Source organism: Pseudanabaena sp. BC1403, from assembly GCF_002914585.1.
Lineage (GTDB): Bacteria > Cyanobacteriota > Cyanobacteriia > Pseudanabaenales > Pseudanabaenaceae > Pseudanabaena.
This window is the reverse complement of the sequence record NZ_PDDM01000013.1, coordinates 20,232-38,317: the sequence shown is the minus strand read 5'-3', so window position 1 is coordinate 38,317 and position 18,086 is coordinate 20,232. Positions and strand designations below refer to the sequence as shown.

The window sequence follows — 18,086 nt, the reverse complement described above, 5'->3', positions numbered from 1 at the left end:
TTACTGGGTTTAAGTTTTAATTCACATTCAATTGATTTGAACTTGTTGGCACTGAAGTCAACAAGTTCGTTAAACAACTATGAACGAATCATTAATTAGTGCTCTATTTGTCTTTGTTCTTGCTTCCTTTGCAGGATTTGAAGTAATTAACAAGGTTCCGCCAACATTACATACTCCCCTGATGTCAGGGTCTAATGCCATTTCAGGTATATCCGTCATTGGTGCTTTGATTGTGGCAGGTAGCGATGTGAATCCCAATCTTTCTGTAATTTTAGGACTGATCTCGGTAGTCTGCGCCACGATCAATGTTGTTGGCGGATTTCTGGTTACCGATCGCATGTTGCAAATGTTCAAAAAGAAAGAGGCGTAAAGCACCATGCTAGAAAATATTTTGGATTATGTCCCGACGGGGATTCAGCTTACCTATTTGGTGGCAGCTTCCTTATTTATGATTGGTCTCAAACAGATGGGATCGCCTGCTACAGCACGTCAGGGAAATTTGCTGGGTGCGATCGCCATGTTGCTAGCGGTTGTAGCTACTTTACTTGACAAGCAAGTGTTGAGCTATAGCCTGATTTTGGTAGCGATCGCGATCGGTTCGGCGATCGGTTCTCTGATTGCTTACAAAGTTGCGATGACCGATATGCCCCAGATGGTCGGCTTGCTCAATGGGTTGGGCGGTTTGGCTTCATCTTTAGTAGCTGTAGGCGAATATTGGCGGGTAGTCAGTCATGGGTTGACATTGCCATTGGTCGATAATCTTTCAATTACCGCTAGTGTTCTCATCGGCAATATTACCTTTACGGGTAGCATGATTGCCTTTGCTAAATTGCAAGGAATCATGAAGGGCGCACCGATTCGATTTGCCTATCAGCAAACCATCAATATTCTGCTGCTAGCCACTTTTGTCGTTGGTGCAGCGATGCTGATTGCCAATCCTGCTGATCTGGTCGCATTCATTGGCATAAATATCATTTCCCTCCTAGTTGGTGTATTGTTTGTGATCCCCATCGGCGGCGGTGATATGCCCGTGGTAATCTCACTGCTGAATTCTCTGTCAGGGGTTGCTGCTAGTGCCGCTGGCTTTGTGGTGATGAATAATGTGTTGATTATTTCAGGTGCATTAGTCGGTGCTTCAGGCTTGATCCTTACCCAAATTATGTGTAAGGCTATGAACCGTACTCTTCCCAATGTGCTATTTAGTGGCTTTGGTACAACCTTAGTCACAGATGGTGACGCAGGCGACAGCAGCAACAAAACCGTGAAAACTATTGACCCTGAAGAATGCGCGATGATGTTGGGCTATGCGCGATCGGTGGTAATTGTGCCTGGCTATGGCATGGCAGTCGCTCAAGCGCAGCACGCTGTGCGTGAGTTATCGGATATGCTCGAACGCAAAGGTGTAGAAGTAAAGTTTGCCATCCATCCAGTTGCGGGGCGGATGCCAGGGCATATGAACGTGTTGCTAGCGGAGGCTAATGTGCCTTACTCGCAACTCTATGACATGGACGATATCAATACTCAATTTGAGAATACCGATGTGGTATTGATTATCGGCGCGAATGATGTGGTCAATCCTGCGGCAAGAACTAATCAAGCTAGCCCCATTTATGGGATGCCAATTTTAGATGTGGATAAAGCCAAAAATGCGATCGTGATTAAGCGAGGCATGAGTGCTGGTTTTGCAGGTGTGGAAAATGACCTGTTCTATCAACAAAAAACGATGATGTTGTTTGGTGGTGCAAAGGACATGGTTGGCAAACTTGCAAATGAGTTAAAGCAAATTTAACGAAAAAAAGAGACTCGCTTTGCGAGTCTCTTTTTTTGTTGGCTGTCATCTCAGATAGGAATAACGTAAAATAGCAACATAATTTCTACACCTGATAAATTTATGCCAGTAGAATTTGCGCCAATTTTTGAACTAGAGACTTCTGAGAAACTACAGCTTCTTGAAGATCTTTGGGATAACATTGCATCTCAACCAGCAAATATTCCTATACTTGATTGGCAGAAAGAAGAATTAACAAAAAGAAAAGCCGCTCATTTAAAAGATGTAAGTGAAGCAAGTTCTTGGGATTCAGTGAAAGCAAGAATTCGTAGTCGAAGTAATGGTTAAAAGTCTGATTATTCTGCGCTAGTTATATAGCTATAGCCAATGTAGTATAAAACCCAAAATAGAGTTGCGTCGCAACTCTATTTTGGGTTTTATGTCTTAACGCATCTACATCTATATGATCAAGAATTATGGGTTACGCGATCGCTAACCCATTCTACGTTTCGCAGTACAGAGCGCTTTAATTTACTTGGTTACATTTGAATAGCAGAAAATTTATTAGCTATGAGCTTACGAAGAATTTTTGCATTACTTCTTTTTGTCTTTGGCACAGCCTCATTAATTTTTGGGGTGTGGCTGTATACCAGCAGTCTTAATAATTCCTTTGCTGCCTTGATGTTTGCAGTTGGTGGATTGGCAATGATTGCGATCGCTGTTTTGGTTTATCGATCTACTAGCTTCCTAGAAGTAATTCGTGCTATTGCCTCTTGGATGCTGATCTTGGGAGGTTTACCAGCGATTGCCTTTACTCTATTTGTAATGGTGGTAGGGGGAGATCTCCTCAATATGATTATGTTGGTTGGGCTGCCAGGATTAACGGCTGGTACTTTGGGCTGGACATTGCTCAAACCAAAGTACCCCATTGTTATAGCGAAAAAGATTATCAGTGGAATGTGTATTACATCTGGTGCGGGGGCTGTTCTTTTTCCTATTGGGATTTTGTCTATCTTCGGCTCCACAATTGGCTTTGCTTCCATTGCGCCCATTTATGTCATATCTGGTATAGGACTTGTCGCGATCGGTATCCGACTACGCAGACCACCCAAGACAGAGGAGAATTAGCTATCTCCAATTTGGAAAGAGAGTGGTGCTGCTTTGCAGCACCACTCTCTTTTAAGCTTTATGTCTAAGCTAAAAGGGCAATAGCGATAAGAATTATGTAAAACCCCTATATCTCTTTAAAAATCTAGTATTTAATCGTTTCAGTTTCTAAAAAGTAAATTCATAATGGCAATTCCTAAACTGGGGAAAACGCAATGGATATTCATTGGTGTATTTACAGCGATCGCTACTGGCGCAGGATGGCTTTGGTTAAAAAATGCCTATCCCTACTTACTAGAAAATCCGATCTGGCAGTTTAACAAACCATCAGATGAAACGATTATGCAATCCTTGCCATCGGTGCGAAATATTGACTATCGCCCACTGCGATCGCTACTAGAAGCAAAACAATGGGAAAAAGCAGATCGAGAAACAGGACGATTATTAGCGAAAGCTAGTGATTTGGAGATATTTATGCCAATGAGTAGGGAAGATATCCTTAATTTTCCTTGCACCGATCTCACAACAATTGATCGCCTATGGCAAAAAGCTAGCTTAGGACGCTTTGGCTTTAATGCACAAAGACTAATTGTGGAAAGAGAGGAAAATTTATCCAATTCTGGACAATCCAGGGAAATTTGTAGGCAGAAATGTAAATCTACAATACCAGGAAGATGTGCGGAGACTTGCCTCGCTGATGATATCTGGAACTTTACAACTGGAATCCCAGACAGAATGGGACGAGGGGATACCAAGTTTTTGAAACAAGGGCTTCAATTACCAGAGGGCTATTATCCTTCTTGGGGTATTTATTGGAAAACGGATTTTGACAATTTCCAGCCCTATACCTATCGTGAGTTTGCAAAGCGCTCGGCTATGTGTGGATTATGATAGATATTGTGGCTCATCTGTACAGATAACGATATGACTCAAACTCCCCTTCCACCTTTAATCCAAGAACCACAAAGCCATCAATTCTCGCAACCAGAAAGTCCGCAGCCAAGCTTATGGTGGGCTGATTTTCGTCAAGAAGTGACAGCTTTAACTACGCGCCTATTTATCCAACTACGTCGCCGCCCTACAACTTTGATCGCAGGGGTGTTGCAGCCATTGATGTGGTTATTGCTGTTTGGCGCATTGTTTAGTGGGTTGCCCAAAGGTTTAGTCGGTGACGGTCAGACCTATGTGCAGTTTTTAGCGGCGGGGATCATTGTATTTACGGCTTTTAGCAGCGCACTTAATTCGGGATTGCCGATGCTATTCGATCGCGAATTTGGTTTCCTCAATCGCATCTTAGTCGCGCCCCTAGTATCCCGATTTTCGATTATTGCCGCTTCCGCGATTTTTATCATTGCCCTAAGTATGGTGCAGACTTTAGCGATCGTAGCGGTCAGTGGACTTATGGGTGCGGGGTTGCCGAGCCTAAGTGGTTTAGCGGTAATGTCTTTAATCTTGATGTTGCTAATCGTAGACTTTACGATGTTGAGTTTGGGACTTGCTTTCGCTATGCCTGGACATCAAGAGATGCTTGCCTTTATCTTCTTGGTGAATTTGCCTTTGATGTTCTCTAGTACAGCTCTTGCACCACTGGCTTTTATGCCGACTTGGTTGCAATGGATTGCGAGCCTCAATCCTCTATCTTGGGCGATCGAGCCAATTCGTTATGTGTACAGCCATAGCACATGGGCATGGGATAGCGTTGTGTTTACGGCTCCTTGGGGAAATATGACGATCGCTAATGCTGCGATCGCTTTATTGAGTTTCGGTATATTCGTTAGCATATTTATCCGTGGTACTTTGCGCCGAGGCGTAGCATGATTCCAGAAACAGGTGAAGTCCCTGCTTTTCCTGAGGTTCAACCCTTTGCCGATAACTGGTCATATCTGAAAGCGGAATTAGCTTGGCTCGATCGCGTATTGATGCGATCGCTGGCTAAGCAACGTCAAAACAATCAAGAAGTCGATCGCGTGGCAAAATCCGCCGCCGATCGCTCGACTAGTCATTGGTGGAAAGGTTTTATTGCGATCGACCCATCTAAAGGTGGCAGTCTTGCACCCAAAAATACACCACAGATTATCCATCCTCTTGGGCGCTATGGCGATCGCCTTGAAGTGAATCGCGCTCAAAATATCCACCTCGCAATTCCTACACTTTGCGATCGCTTAGAGTTAGGGCATTTTGAGCGCGATCTGTTAATTCTCTGTCTCGCACCTGAGATTAGTCGCCGTTATGAAAGGATTTATACTTTCCTCAATAATGATGAAACTAATTGCCGACAGCCGACCGTTGATTTAGCACTGCGGCTCTTTTGTCGCTCCGATGCCGAATGGCGTAATGCGCGTAGTACGCTTTCGGCAACATCGCCATTGATCAAGCGCAAAATTATCCAGCTTTATTTGCCCGCGAGTGGTACAGCGCGATCGCTACTTGCTAAAGCAATGCTTCTCAGTGAAAAAGCCGCTACTTATCTACTCAGCGAAGATATCTCAATTGAAACAGTTCTTCCTAAACCTAGAAAAAGAAAATAGCAACAAAAAAAACGGCGCGAAGCGCCGTTTTTTTTAGGATTTACTAGCTGTGAGATTAAGCGCGATCGCATCTTTGATGCGCTGAATCACAAATGGTTTATCCAGATAAGAAAGTAAACTTCCTGCCTTTGGCCCACGCTCCTTATTTAAGAAGGTGTAATACACTGCGGCAAAAGCATCTTTTTGCGAAATTTCTACCTGCTTTGAGGTACTAAATAGCAAGGTTTGCAACTTTTCTCCATCCCAATGATCAGCAGCTTCGAGATTAGTCACTAGTGTTTCAAAATAATTGATCTGCGCGGCAGTGAGGTTACTTGCTTTGTCAGGCATCGAGTCCAGATAGAGAACCAACTTCTCTTCTTCATCGGCATAGTCTTGCAACCATTTCTTGCCGACGCGGATGCGATCGCGTACTACTTCCCAGTCGCGATCGCTGAGGGGATTATCACTTCTGTCAGCAATCTCAGCTTCGAGGTCGAGGTGAGGGATTTGCAGCAAGGAAATTAAGGTGCTGAAATCAAAAGCTTGATAACCTGAGACTTTTTCCTCTGTATTTAATTGCGAATAGATTAAAGGAACCAAGTCTTCCAGCGTCTTTTCATCTTTGACTGTATCTGCCTGATATTTATCAATCAAGGTGTCATAGTCACGGAATAAACGAGTAATTGTCTCGTAGTTCGGCGAGAAATTGATCACGCTGCGAGGCTGAGTCCGCAGCATCAAGAAGCGCAGTAGTTCAGGTGGTAAAAGAGTTGCGATTTCCTTAGCGCTGGAACCGACACCTTTAGAAGAACTCATCTTGGTTCCATTTACCAAAATAAATTCGTAGGGTGCATGGGTAGGTGGATTCTTTTTGAGAACTTTGCGGCAAATGGAGTTAGCGACATCGCGAGAGCCACCTTTTTGGGAATGGTCTTTGCCCGCCAATTCGATCGATACACCAACAACTTCCCATTTAGCGACCCATTCTACTTTCCAAGGCAATTTGCCATTGCCATCAAAGGGCGAGATCCAGCCTGTATGACCACAGCCTTTGACGTACTCCATCGCGTTGGGCTGACAGGTGTAAAACACTTTGCCGTCTTGGTAGTCAGTGACAACCGTAGTCGCGATCTTGCCACAGTTTTCGCAAATGGTTTGGAAGGGATACCAATTGGAGGGGCGATCGGCTTTGCTAACTTCTTTGTAAGCTTCGCGCACGAGGTGAGCATTATTCAGGAACAAATCAATATATTGATTCATCTTGCCTGAACGGTAGAGATCGCGCAGGTAATAAATTTCGGGACGCACGCCTAAATGCTCGAATACTTCTAGAAATTCGCCCATGAAGTATTTGGCGTAATCGGTAGCTGTTGTCTCATCAGGTGAAGGAACATTGCAGAGAGGTTGTCCCAGATAGGGTGCAAATTTAGCTTGATCTAAATAGTGGGGTACAGTGTCGAGCGCATCGTAATCGTCAACGCCGTAGGTAAAAGTTACAGGTTTACCTGCGTGTTTGAGGGCGCGATAAATGGCATCGTGAATCACAACCCCGCGCAATGAGCCGACATGAACGCGCCCAGAGGGGGTTTTGGAATCGTTAACTATAATGCGATCGCCGCTTGCATCTGCTGCAAATTTATCCGCCCAAAACATAGTGGTAATTATCCGAAGGTCTTTCAAGAGTTAAGTTTATGCGTTAACTTGCCAATATAGACAATTTCGCGCCTTGTCTAGTCTAACAGGATTAAAATTTTTCTGACTCCGAATTTTTTTGACCTAATAATAGGTAAGTAGTCATTTCTCCTTTGCCTTTGATGGTAATTGCGCCTCTTTCCTCAAAGTTATAATTTTTTTTCAGGCGATCGTAGGTAGCTTCGCTAACTTGGATTTTGCCAGCGATGCCATGAGATTCCATTCGTGAGGCAGTATTTACTGTGTCTCCCCAAAGATCATAGGCAAATTTTTTGAGTCCGATTACACCAGCAACAACTGGACCCGTGTGAATACCAATGCGAATGCTGAGATTTTTTTCTGTTTCTTGATTGAAATCAGCGATCGCTTTTTGCATATCGAGTGCCATGTTGGCGATCGCGTCAGCATGATCAACTCGTGGATAGGGAAGTCCTGAAACGACTAAATAAGCATCCCCAATAGTTTTAATCTTTTCTAGTTGATGAATTTCGACTAAGCGATCGAAACGCGAGAAAATTTGATTGAGGAAGCCAACGACTTGATCGGGAGGTAAATGGCTGGAAAGTTGCGTAAATCCGACAATATCTGCAAATAAAACTGTGACATCAGTAAAACTATCAGCGATCGTATTCTCATCATCTTTGAGTCTTATAGCGATCGATTCAGGCAAAATATTTAGTAATAGCTTTTCGGAAGTACTGCGAGCATAGAATTCTGATTTTGCTAATTTCTCATAGAGATAGACAGAGAGATTACTAATAAAACAAGTCCAAAAAATATTAATAAGCCAAGAAATAGCAGGCATATCATCTGGAAATATTTCAATACCCAAGGCACTGTTCACTGAAAAATAATATGCTAATCCGCCTAATTGAGAAATGAGATGAAATCGCCAACGTACTGGGACTAGAGTTGCTTGTGAGAAGAATGTTACCATCCACCAAATTAAAATCATGTCTGGTTTAACTTGCTTGCCAATGGTATCAACTAGTTGAATTAAGATCGTGATCGTCCAAGAAAGGATCAAGAAAACCAGTGAAATTTGTATAGGTGGACGTATTTTTTTTAGATAATTTAGTCCATATACCAGTCCCGTCAAAATCACAAGAATGGTAATCAACCAAATTTGAGAAAATTGCGTGGATCTAAATAACAAATAGACAAGTTGCTCCCCCAGTAATGTGACAAAGTAAAAGAAGGCTATTCGCATTCCTAAACTCAGCCTCTTTTGCATAAACTGCTGTCGCCATAGTTGATATTCAGGCGTTAGCAAACCACGTTGTCTTTTTAGAAAGCTAAACATCATGTTTTGCGATCGCGCAGATAGTAAATTAACTTGGGATTTTATCGCATAAAGTAAGCCGAGAGAGCTTTTGCATCTCTTTCCATACAATGCGATCGCAAAATACGTCTATTCCTATATGCATAAAAAAATACATTCGTTTTCTTTGTAACAAAAATTAAAAAATTATCGACTAACCTAAACATGTCGCGATATATTGCGGAGATCTCAATGGCTGCAAACAGAAAAGTCGAAATTCGCTATCTCACTTCGATCAAAAATGGGATGGCAGAGTTTTATACGCCACAGACAAGCGATGAAACTATGCTTGTTCAGGTAGCGGCAGGGGCGATTGATGATTTGTTTGTCCATCATTTCCAGACCGATCAACTTTTGGTGGTGCGCGGTAGCTTTGTTTTGGTGGTGCTAAGCGATCGCCAATATCAATACATTCCCTTAAGCGAATATCGTCCTGCGGTGGTGACAATTCCGCCCAATGTACCCCATGCTGCGATTAATCTCAGCGCTCAACCTTGTGTAATGGTGAATGCTGTCTTACGTCATGGTGCGCCCTATCCCAAAGATTACCAACCCCGTCGTCATCCTTTTCCCTATGATTTAGATGCTGCACGTAATGCGATCGCTAACTTAGAACTTCCACTTACAGCTTAAATCTACTTGTCCTAGCTTACCTTAGGCAGATAGAACTCCTGAGATATAGCCATCTTCAGTTAAGCGTGACCAAAAAAATATAGGGTCAACTCATGAAAGGAAAAAGAAAACCTTTTTTAAGCATGACTCACCCCATTCTTGCATTAAGTCTTGTGTTCTTTAATATTTTGAGTCATGGTGTTTATTGCGATCGCAGTTAAACTTGACATGATACTTTCCTATTTTAATATTAAAGTTCATTGGGAGAAATTCGTGAAAAGTTCTGGATTAGTTATTACCTCTCTAGTTGTTTCGCTCTTAACTAGTACTTCCAATCTAAGTGCAAATGCTCAGTCCTCAAATAATTGGGTAGAGCAAGCTTTAGGAAGCTATCAAAGTCAAATTTTGAACGCAGATATTCTCGCTTCTGGAAAAACAGAATTCAGAAAAAATAGTAACGGCTCTTTAGTCGGTATTTATACTATGAATGAGGAAGGAGAAATAGTACAAGGTAAGTTGTCTAAATGTCGAGCGATAAAGATTCAGGTAATGCGTTGTATCTGGAATGACAAATATGGGACTGGGGAGCTTGAAGTTACATTTTCTGAAGATTTTTCTAGTTTTAATGGATATTGGGGAGTGGAAATTTCAGAGCCAGTATATCGATGGAGCGGCTCACGATAAATTCCTATTATTGAGGCGATCGCAGTGAAATTATTAGTAATTCCCCCTAACATCTGCCCTGCCATGTTTCTACGGCTCCCCGTCCAACTTTTTGCATCAGGGTAGCGTTCTCTTAAGCGCTGATTTACCACCTCAGCTTGTTCTCGGTAGGGCTGTTTAGGTTGTGATCTACGTTAGATTGTCTTCGAGAAACCCGATCTTGATAAGCCAAACTCCATCTGCATGTACATATGTAAATCGTCTACAGAAAATCCTTGAGCAGCAAAGATTGACAAGGCGATCGCATTTGACTCAACATAAGATCTACGGTAATTTATCTTTAAAAATGCCAAAATTAAACCATAGTTTTCTATAGGTTCTATTTAGGTTATACAACAATCGACTTCTCTGACCACTTTCTGGAAATGATTTCCACTCACCAAATCCCAACTATCAGCCTGTAAACCATTATGAAACTTGGCTACACGATTATCTATGTTCCAAGCGTTAAGACCTCGCTTGACTTCTTCAGTCAAGCTTTTGGTTTTCAACAGAAGTTTCTGCATGAATCAGGTGACTATGGCGAGCTGAATACGGGAGAGACAACGCTTGCATTTGCCTCTCACTCGCTCGGCGAGATGAATCTATCTAAAGGATATGTTCGAGCGAGTGACTCAATACAGCCTTTTGGTATAGAAATTGCATTTGTCACTTCTGATATCTACGAGGCACACCAAAGCGCACTTGAATATGGTGCAAGTGAAATAGCATCTCCATTACAAAAGCCTTGGGGGCAAACCGTTTCTTATGTCCGCGCACCAGATGGAATGCTAATTGAGTTATGTACACCTATACAAGCTTAAAAAGCCCTGCACTCAAGTGCGGAATAAAATCTCAAACCAGTTGAAACGTTTTACTTAACAGTTTTCTGTAGCCCACTTCAGTGAACTTGAGCTTTTTAGCCAAGAACTTGAGTTCTTGGTGTATTTACATAAGTCCTACAATAAAAAATACTCATGAGTTTTAGTCGCATTCTTACCAATATTTGCTCTGATCGGCTTTCTGAAAGTCGAGACTTTTATGTGGCTTTACTCGGCTTTGAAATCAGTTACGATAGCGATTGGTACGTACAACTTCGTAATCCGTCTAATTATGAACAAGAGTTTGGAATCATTCTTCGCAGTCATAACCTAGTTCCACAAGAGTTTCAAACTGCTCCTACTGGTATGTATGTAACTTTTGTAGTTCCAGATGTTGACGAGGTCTATGAAAAAGCTTTAGATATGGGGATTCACATAGTCCAAGAACCACGCAACGAGTTTTATGGTCAGCGACGATTTTTAACTACTGATCCAAATGGTTGCTTGATTGATATTTGCTCACCATTTAGTTGAAAGTAAAGCAAAATTGAGCACAAAGTCCTGTACATCTTAAATACTCCCTTCCCAGCGAAGGATTAGACGTTGCGGCGCGAAGCGCCGCAACGCTAATTCTTGGTTTTTGATGTCTATTTCTTTGGTGGGAAGGGAGTAGATTGGCTACAGCTTATCAATCATTGCAAATATTTCATGCTCATTTCATAACTGCTTGAGAAAATATAGGTAGTAGGGCTTGACTCTCCAGTTGGCTAGAGAGTGTATAAGTAATTTGAGTTGATTTATATCTAAATCACTTGAGTTTTTAGGAGGCTAAAAGCTAGATATGGCGGCTAAATTATCTCAGGATCAAGATCAAGTATTACTACAAATTGGGCAAGTTGCTGTTCAAAGTCAAGTACCGATTAAAACAATTCGCTATTATGAAGAACTTGGCTTACTGAAGTCTTCAGAACGTACTGAAGGAGGATTCCGTTTATTCTCTCCAAATACGATCGCGCGAATTTCTTTTGTCAAAAGGTTACAGAAACTGGGTTTAAGCTTACAAGAGATTGCAGAAATCTTGGGAGTTTACGATCGCGGTTTAGCTCCTTGTGATGAAATCAAGCAGCAACTAGAGCAACAGATTCTAGAGATTGATCGGCGAATTTCCGAATTGATTACTTTGCGTGGTGAGATTAACGAATTGCTCGAAGATTGGACTCCTCCAGCAAAGGCAACCACAGGAGAGATTTGTCCAATTTTGCAGAAGAAGTGATGATTCTCGCAGAGGGTGAATCATCATCATTCAAAAACATTACTTCTTTAGGAAAGAAAAACAATGGAAAAGATCACCATGAAGCTCCGAGGAATGCACTGTGCCTCTTGTGCCAGTAGCATCGAATCAATGACCCGATCGCTAGACGGTGTGACTAGTAGTAATGTCAACTTTGCGATCGAGCAAATAGCGATTGATTACAACCCTCAAAAAACTAGTCCAGATGCAATTAAAAAGGCGATCGCAAACCTTGGTTATGAAGCATTTTTACCAGATCTATCAGCAGATGCGCAGGATATAGATCAGAAAGCAAGGTTAACCGAATCACAAAACTTAACTAATAAAGTTAGATTAGGTGGCGTAATTGGCATGATTTTAGTAATCGGTTCGCTACCCATGATGACAGGATTAAATATTCCCTTTATCCCTGATTGGTTACATAATTCTTGGCTTCAGCTTTGTTTGGCTTTACCAGTACAGATTTGGTGTGGCAGTTCATTTTATATCGGCGCATGGAAAGCTTTTAAAAATCACACAGCGACGATGGATACATTGATTGCCTTAGGAACAATAGCGGCTTTCTCCTATTCCATTACGGTCACCTTAAATCCTAACTTCTTTATTTCTCAGGGTTTACAACCTGAAGTGTATTACGAAGTTTCGGTGGTGGTAATTACGCTGATTCTACTGGGTAAATTGTTTGAGAATCGGGCTAAGGGAGAAACATCCGATGCAATTCGCAAATTAATGGGTTTGCAACCAAAAACGGCGCGAGTTCTCCGTGATGGGCAAGAATATGATATTCCCATTGAAGATGTGCTGATTGGTGATGTCGTGCTTGTACGTCCTGGGGAGAAAATCCCTGTTGATGGCGAGGCGATCGCAGGTAACTCGACCGTAGACGAATCAATGGTGACAGGCGAAAGTATTCCCATCGAGAAGAAAATCGGCGATCGCGTGATTGGGGCGACCATGAATAGAACTGGGAGCTTACAGGTTAAAGCTAGTCATGTGGGCAAAGATACAGTGCTAGCGCAAATTGTCCAACTTGTGCAGCAAGCCCAAGGCTCGAAAGCGCCGATTCAGAGATTGGCGGATCAAGTGACAGGTTGGTTTGTGCCTGTGGTTATTTCCATTGCGATCGCTACATTTCTGATCTGGTTCAACGTCATGGGCAACTTGACTTTGGCGACTATTTCCGCTGTTGGTGTGCTGATTATTGCCTGTCCCTGTGCTTTGGGCTTAGCGGCTCCCACTTCGATTATGGTGGGAACGGGTAAAGGTGCAGAAAATGGCATCTTGATTAAAGATGCAGGTAGTTTGGAACTAGCCCATAAAATCCAAACCATTGTCTTGGATAAAACAGGAACGGTTACGGAAGGTAAACCCACTGTCACAGATTTCTTTACCCTCAATCCCGATGATCGAGAATTATTACAACTTGTCGCAGCGATCGAGCGTAATTCAGAACATCCTTTAGCGGAGGCAGTTGTGGAATATGCCAAACAGAAAGATCTGGATATACCTAACGTTATTGAGTTCGAGGCAATTTCTGGTAGCGGAGTCCAAGGCAAAGTTGATAATGCGCTGCTCCAAGTCGGCACAAGACACTGGATGAATGAGCTAAACATTGACACGAGTTCTCTCCATCAATATCAAGATGCTTGGGAAAACGGTGGTAAAACGGTGGTACTAATCGCGGTTAATCATATTGCACGAGGTTCAATTGGTATTGCTGATAAAGTTAAGACTTCTTCCCATGCGGCGGTTAATGCTTTGCAACGGATGAAAATCGAAGTTGTGATGTTAACAGGCGACAATCTCCCCACGGCTGAGGCGATCGCACGCGAAGTTGGGATCAAGCGAGTCTTTGCTCAAGTACGTCCCGACCAAAAGGTGGCAAAAATCAGGGAGTTACAAGCCGAAGGAAAAATTGTAGCGATGGTGGGCGATGGAATCAATGATGCTCCTGCGTTAGCACAGGCAAATGTCGGTATCGCGATTGGTACTGGAACTGATGTCGCGATCGCCGCCAGTGATATCACGCTTATATCAGGTGATTTGCAAGGGATTGTCACCGCAATTCAACTCAGTCGCGCCACGATTCGCAATATTCAACAAAATCTTTTCTTTGCTTTTATCTATAACGTTTTAGGCATTCCCATCGCCGCAGGGATTCTCTTCCCATTCTTTGGCTGGCTACTTAGTCCGATCATTGCAGGTGGAGCGATGGCATTTAGTTCCGTCTCTGTGGTTACTAATGCTTTGCGTCTACGCGGATTTCGCCCCAATTCTACTAATTAGAGAATACAACTATGCTAAAAACAAAATTTATCAATCTAATTGTTAGCTTCAGTCTTGTAGGTGCGATCGCCTCAAGTGTATCGGCGGCGGAAATGACAGAAGAACATTCTAAGCGATCGCCCCAATTTCAAAGTGTCGAACAACCTCTAGCAATTAAAATCGGTTTAACCGCAGGTGGGCTAGCTCTAATTAGCGCCCAACTTTGGTGGTTTCTCTTCAGTAAACCAAAGTCTCAACAAGCAAAAACTAGTGATGGTATACAGGAAGTTAGTATTACTGTAGATGGCGGTTACATTCCTGCAATAGTGACAGTGAAACGTGGACTACCTGTTCGCTTAAAGTTCATGCGTCGCGATCCTAGTAGCTGTTTGGAAAAGGTTTTATTCCCTGACTTCCACATCGCTCAAGATTTGGCTCTAAATGTAACCACACCTGTTGAGTTTACGCCTCAAACTGTTGGAAACTATCAATTCTCATGCGGAATGAATATGTTTCATGGAGCAATTAAGGTGGAAGAGTAATACCAATCGTCAAACTGGCAAAGCCAGTTTGACGATTGGTATTACTCCTCACTGGGCTTAGCAACTTCAAACTTAGTACGTGGCAAAGCCGCCACGATCGCATCGAGAACTTTACTCACAGGAATAATCTCTATTCCATAGTCCTGCATCACCTGCATACTAGGAATAATGGCGCGTTTAAATCCTAACTTCGCCGCTTCCTTTAGTCGTAAATCTAGCTGAGATACTGGACGCACCTGTCCACCAAGTCCTACTTCACCAATCATCACTGTGCGCGGATCGACTGTGCGATCGCGAAAACTTGCCGCTACTGCGATCGCTACGCCAAGATCCACCGCAGGTTCCGCCACGTTCAATCCACCTGCCGCCGCGACATAAGCATCAAGTTTTGACAAAGGAATCCCAATTCGCTTTTCGAGAACTGCCAAAATTTGTAGAAATCGATTAGTCTCAATCCCTGTTGTCGTGCGGCGTGGAGAAGAATAACTGGTGGGACTAACGAGGGCTTGTAACTCCACGACAATCGGACGTGTTCCCTCACAGGCGACAATTGTGGCGGTTCCTGGAACAGATTCATCGCGATTACCGAGAAATAGTTCAGAAGGATTAGAAACCTCACGCAAACCGCGATCGATCATTTCAAATACACCGATTTCTTGCGTTGCGCCAAAGCGATTTTTGACCGATCGCAATAGTCGATGCGTAGCAAAGCGATCGCCTTCAAAATAAAGAACCGTATCGACCATATGTTCTAAAACTTTGGGCCCTGCGATCGAGCCTTCCTTGGTCACATGACCAACGATAAATAGCGATATATTCTCGCGCTTAGCTACACGCATCAGTGCTGCCGTACATTCCCGCACTTGCGAAACGGAACCTGGGGCAGCATTTAAGTTTGAGAAGTAGAGAGCTTGAATACTATCTATTACAGCAACCTTGGGGCGTAGCGATTGTAATTCTCTCAGGACTGTTTCTAAATCAGTTTCCGCTAATAAATAGAGATCATCAGAATTTTCTTCTAAGATGCCTAACCGTTGCGATCGCAGTTTCACCTGTTGTGCTGACTCCTCGGCACAGACATAGAGCGTAGGATAGCGACTCATCAATTTTTGCGCCATGCCCAATAACAGTGTACTTTTGCCAATCCCTGGTTCACCACCAATCAGCACAAGGGAACCAGCGACAATGCCTCCACCTAAGACGCGATCGAGTTCTTCATAACCAGAAGGCGATCGCGCTTGGTCGTTGTCGGTAATTTGCGAGAGGGTTAGGGATTCTCTAGGTTTGGCTTTGCCCGTAGATTTTGCTGTACCGAGATGCGAGAATGTAGCGATCGCATTGGTATTTGTGGATATGACAGGTATTAATTCTTCTTGCAAAGTTCCCCAGCTAGAGCAAGCGGGACATTTCCCATACATCTGCGGGAAGTCTTCACCGCAGTTATTACAAACATATCGACTTTTTGCTTTTGCCATTATTTAAAATCTTCATTGGATACAAATCAGTCTTGGAAGAATCATGAAAAGAATTGATCAATAACTCGTATAAACACCGCAAAGTCTGGGAACTTGGCTTTGTGTTCCAAGTACATATTGGCATAGTCTAGAGCCTCAACAGTACGTTGAATCTGACTACCTGTTTTTTTGTATGCCAAGCCTTCCAATGAGTACGCATTGTGAAGATCAAGTGCTGGATGGGTCCTTAGCTGCATATCGTCAACACTAGGATCAAAGCCATGCATTGCTGCAATGCGAGAAGCTGCAAGTTTTGGATGTATTCGAGGAAAGTGTGTATGCTCCGCGAGAAACCATGCTTCAATCTCCATTACTCCTAACACGAAATCAACCGAGACAGGTTTTGTTTTTAATTGATAGCAGAGTCCAGTTCTTAATTTAGGTAAATCTGATAGTAACAATGGATAGACATCTCGAACACCAATAATCACACTAAAGCCTTCATTCATGAGACCTTCATAGCTATCTCGAATGTCGGAACTAACACGGTTATCAGTACCTGAATTAACTATTCGGATATAGAAATTCTTGTCAGCCGCATTACCACTATCAGCGACAACTGTATACCCACGAGTACTTCGAGCACCACCAGAAGCTTTGATCAATACAATTTGTAGATTCTTCTCATTTGCAATCTCTCGTATTAGTTTGTGTATGAAACACAACTCTGTTTCACCTTCGACAAAAATAGCCATTTTTTTCATGAATGGATTCCAGCTATTTGCTCTATATCATTTGGATTCTCAGCAAAAAATACTTCATTTTCGTTAATGAAGTCCATAGCCAGAAAATCAAAGTTATTCAGACCTGTAAATTTAAAGTTGTCAAATGCGGCTTTTGAGTTCTTGTAATTATGTACCGTGATATTCCCGCCTTCTCGACTCAATAGAGACCATTCTTCTAGGGGCACATTATTCATGACAAATCGATCATTAGTGCTCATGACCAGTTGGATTTTTGAATCCATCGCACATTGCCGAATGATGTGGATTAATCGGCAAGATCGGTCAAAGTCTAATCCCTCTCCGATGTCGTCAATAAGTATAAAGCTGGGATGGTCTCCATGAATTGCATATTGGAGATGAATGATTACTGATAGCGCACGAAACATACCCTGCGACATTTCCATTTGCTCTGTCGATCCCGATAACAATCGCTCCTTAACAATTAAAGCGATAGGCGTAACTGGAATGATTGAATTCGACTGGATTTGTATGTTTTGAGGAGTAGTCGCATTAATATCTTCGATGTCGTAGCCAATATCGTTCATCGCCTTAATGACTGATTTTTTGAAGACATCTGGATATTGCTTTGTACCCTTACGAAATAGTCCGATTACCTCATTAGGATTTGTCGGGTCAGGTTGTGCTGCACCATCGACAAGAAAACTGATCGTATTTCTGCCCATGGTGTCTCCAAAGAAGTAATGGCGCACGCCTGAACCCCAATCACTCAAAGGGCTAAGAAAAGCATGTTGTATTGCATCTCTTCTAGCAACAACTGCTGCATCAGTCTCTGGTGTCTGAAACTCTATGTTTTTATCTTCTCTCTCATGAAAAATGTATCCCTTCCCACCTTCACCACGTTCTAATAGAATTTTTTCACCATCTGCAAAAGACTCAAAAACAACCTTATGGTCTGAAATTTGGAGAATGTACTTAAGAATATGATCATCGTGTTCAAATGTGACATCGAAACTACCATAGGTTAGCTCACTTGGTTTCTGCCTACCTGAAAGAAGCTTTCCAAGACCACTAAGCACATTTAGAGTGCGAGTCTTACCCGCAGCATTCTTGCCAACTACTAAGTTGATATGCTCTAGGGTAAAGTTGGATATTGACCACTCCTTCAGCTCACCTAAAGACTCTGAAAAAGAGACTGATTTTAATCTCATCTAAATGACTACCATAAGTTTGAGCTTTTATTTTTGATTAGTATACG

The 18,086-nt window shown here is 42.6% G+C and carries 19 protein-coding genes; 14 read left to right on the top strand and 5 right to left on the bottom strand.

What is annotated here, in order from left to right; translation table 11 throughout:
• The first annotated feature begins 79 nt into the window (after window positions 1-79).
• The 7 genes from CQ839_RS13090 to CQ839_RS13060 all read left to right on the top strand — a co-directional run bounded on the left by CQ839_RS13090 (window position 80) and on the right by CQ839_RS13060 (window position 5,403).
• Window positions 80-370: an NAD(P) transhydrogenase subunit alpha gene (locus CQ839_RS13090; RefSeq protein ID WP_094533598.1), complete on the top strand. Its 291-nt coding sequence runs from the start codon at window positions 80-82 to the stop codon at window positions 368-370.
• 18 nt (window positions 371-388) lie between these two features.
• Complete coding sequence (locus tag CQ839_RS13085; protein WP_103668826.1) at window positions 389-1,789, top strand: NAD(P)(+) transhydrogenase (Re/Si-specific) subunit beta; 1,401 nt, start codon at window positions 389-391, stop codon at window positions 1,787-1,789.
• Between the two features lie 102 nt (window positions 1,790-1,891).
• Window positions 1,892-2,116, top strand: a complete 225-nt coding sequence (locus tag CQ839_RS13080; protein ID WP_103668728.1) for an addiction module protein — start codon at window positions 1,892-1,894, stop codon at window positions 2,114-2,116.
• Between the two features lie 222 nt (window positions 2,117-2,338).
• Window positions 2,339-2,896: a hypothetical protein gene (locus CQ839_RS13075; RefSeq protein ID WP_103668727.1), complete on the top strand. Its 558-nt coding sequence runs from the start codon at window positions 2,339-2,341 to the stop codon at window positions 2,894-2,896.
• A 165-nt stretch (window positions 2,897-3,061) separates the two neighbouring features.
• The gene (locus tag CQ839_RS13070) at window positions 3,062-3,766 is read left to right on the top strand and encodes a GUN4 domain-containing protein (protein WP_103668726.1); all 705 of its coding nucleotides are present in this window, start codon (window positions 3,062-3,064) and stop codon (window positions 3,764-3,766) included.
• 33 nt (window positions 3,767-3,799) lie between these two features.
• Window positions 3,800-4,693, top strand: coding sequence for an ABC transporter permease (locus tag CQ839_RS13065; protein ID WP_103668725.1), 894 nt, complete (start codon window positions 3,800-3,802; stop codon window positions 4,691-4,693).
• Entirely contained in the window at window positions 4,690-5,403 is a 714-nt protein-coding gene (locus CQ839_RS13060; RefSeq protein WP_103668724.1) for a hypothetical protein, read from the top strand. The genes CQ839_RS13065 and CQ839_RS13060 overlap by 4 nt, the downstream gene beginning before the upstream one ends.
• A 33-nt stretch (window positions 5,404-5,436) precedes the next feature.
• On the opposite strand, the gene lysS is transcribed toward CQ839_RS13060, so the two are convergent.
• Window positions 5,437-7,038 (bottom strand): lysine--tRNA ligase, encoded by a 1,602-nt coding sequence (gene lysS / locus CQ839_RS13055; RefSeq protein ID WP_103668723.1) that lies wholly within the window; start codon window positions 7,036-7,038, stop codon window positions 5,437-5,439.
• A 91-nt stretch (window positions 7,039-7,129) separates the two neighbouring features.
• On the bottom strand, window positions 7,130-8,383 hold the full coding sequence (locus CQ839_RS13050) for an adenylate/guanylate cyclase domain-containing protein (protein WP_103668722.1): 1,254 nt from the start codon (window positions 8,381-8,383) through the stop codon (window positions 7,130-7,132).
• 207 nt (window positions 8,384-8,590) lie between these two features.
• Between CQ839_RS13050 and CQ839_RS13045 the strand changes: the two genes are divergently transcribed.
• The 7 genes from CQ839_RS13045 (at window position 8,591) to CQ839_RS13015 (ending at window position 14,631) form a co-directional block, all read left to right on the top strand.
• Window positions 8,591-9,031 (top strand): dTDP-4-dehydrorhamnose 3,5-epimerase, encoded by a 441-nt coding sequence (locus tag CQ839_RS13045; protein ID WP_103668721.1) that lies wholly within the window; start codon window positions 8,591-8,593, stop codon window positions 9,029-9,031.
• Between the two features lie 252 nt (window positions 9,032-9,283).
• Window positions 9,284-9,694, top strand: a complete 411-nt coding sequence (locus CQ839_RS13040) for a hypothetical protein (RefSeq protein WP_146048738.1) — start codon at window positions 9,284-9,286, stop codon at window positions 9,692-9,694.
• Between the two features lie 449 nt (window positions 9,695-10,143).
• Complete coding sequence (locus tag CQ839_RS13035) at window positions 10,144-10,536, top strand: VOC family protein (RefSeq protein WP_103668719.1); 393 nt, start codon at window positions 10,144-10,146, stop codon at window positions 10,534-10,536.
• A 153-nt stretch (window positions 10,537-10,689) separates the two neighbouring features.
• Complete coding sequence (locus CQ839_RS13030; protein WP_103668718.1) at window positions 10,690-11,067, top strand: VOC family protein; 378 nt, start codon at window positions 10,690-10,692, stop codon at window positions 11,065-11,067.
• Between the two features lie 307 nt (window positions 11,068-11,374).
• Window positions 11,375-11,806 (top strand): heavy metal-responsive transcriptional regulator, encoded by a 432-nt coding sequence (locus CQ839_RS13025; RefSeq protein ID WP_103668717.1) that lies wholly within the window; start codon window positions 11,375-11,377, stop codon window positions 11,804-11,806.
• Window positions 11,807-11,869: 63 nt separating this feature from the next.
• Window positions 11,870-14,110, top strand: coding sequence for a heavy metal translocating P-type ATPase (locus CQ839_RS13020; RefSeq protein WP_103668716.1), 2,241 nt, complete (start codon window positions 11,870-11,872; stop codon window positions 14,108-14,110).
• A gap of 11 nt (window positions 14,111-14,121) precedes the next feature.
• Entirely contained in the window at window positions 14,122-14,631 is a 510-nt protein-coding gene (locus CQ839_RS13015) for a cupredoxin domain-containing protein (protein WP_103668715.1), read from the top strand.
• Between the two features lie 41 nt (window positions 14,632-14,672).
• On the opposite strand, the gene radA is transcribed toward CQ839_RS13015, so the two are convergent.
• From radA to CQ839_RS13000, 3 genes are read right to left on the bottom strand one after another with little or no spacing between them, the layout of a single operon-like run.
• A complete protein-coding gene (gene radA / locus CQ839_RS13010) occupies window positions 14,673-16,106 on the bottom strand; it encodes a DNA repair protein RadA (protein ID WP_103668714.1) in 1,434 nt (477 codons plus the stop codon).
• Window positions 16,107-16,147: 41 nt separating this feature from the next.
• Entirely contained in the window at window positions 16,148-16,849 is a 702-nt protein-coding gene (locus tag CQ839_RS13005; RefSeq protein ID WP_103668713.1) for a DUF4276 domain-containing protein, read from the bottom strand.
• Window positions 16,846-18,039 carry an AAA family ATPase gene (locus CQ839_RS13000; protein WP_103668712.1) on the bottom strand — a complete coding sequence of 398 codons (1,194 nt, stop codon included), beginning with the start codon at window positions 18,037-18,039 and terminating at the stop codon, window positions 16,846-16,848. Before CQ839_RS13000 ends, CQ839_RS13005 begins: the two co-directional genes overlap by 4 nt.
• Window positions 18,040-18,086 lie beyond the last annotated feature (47 nt).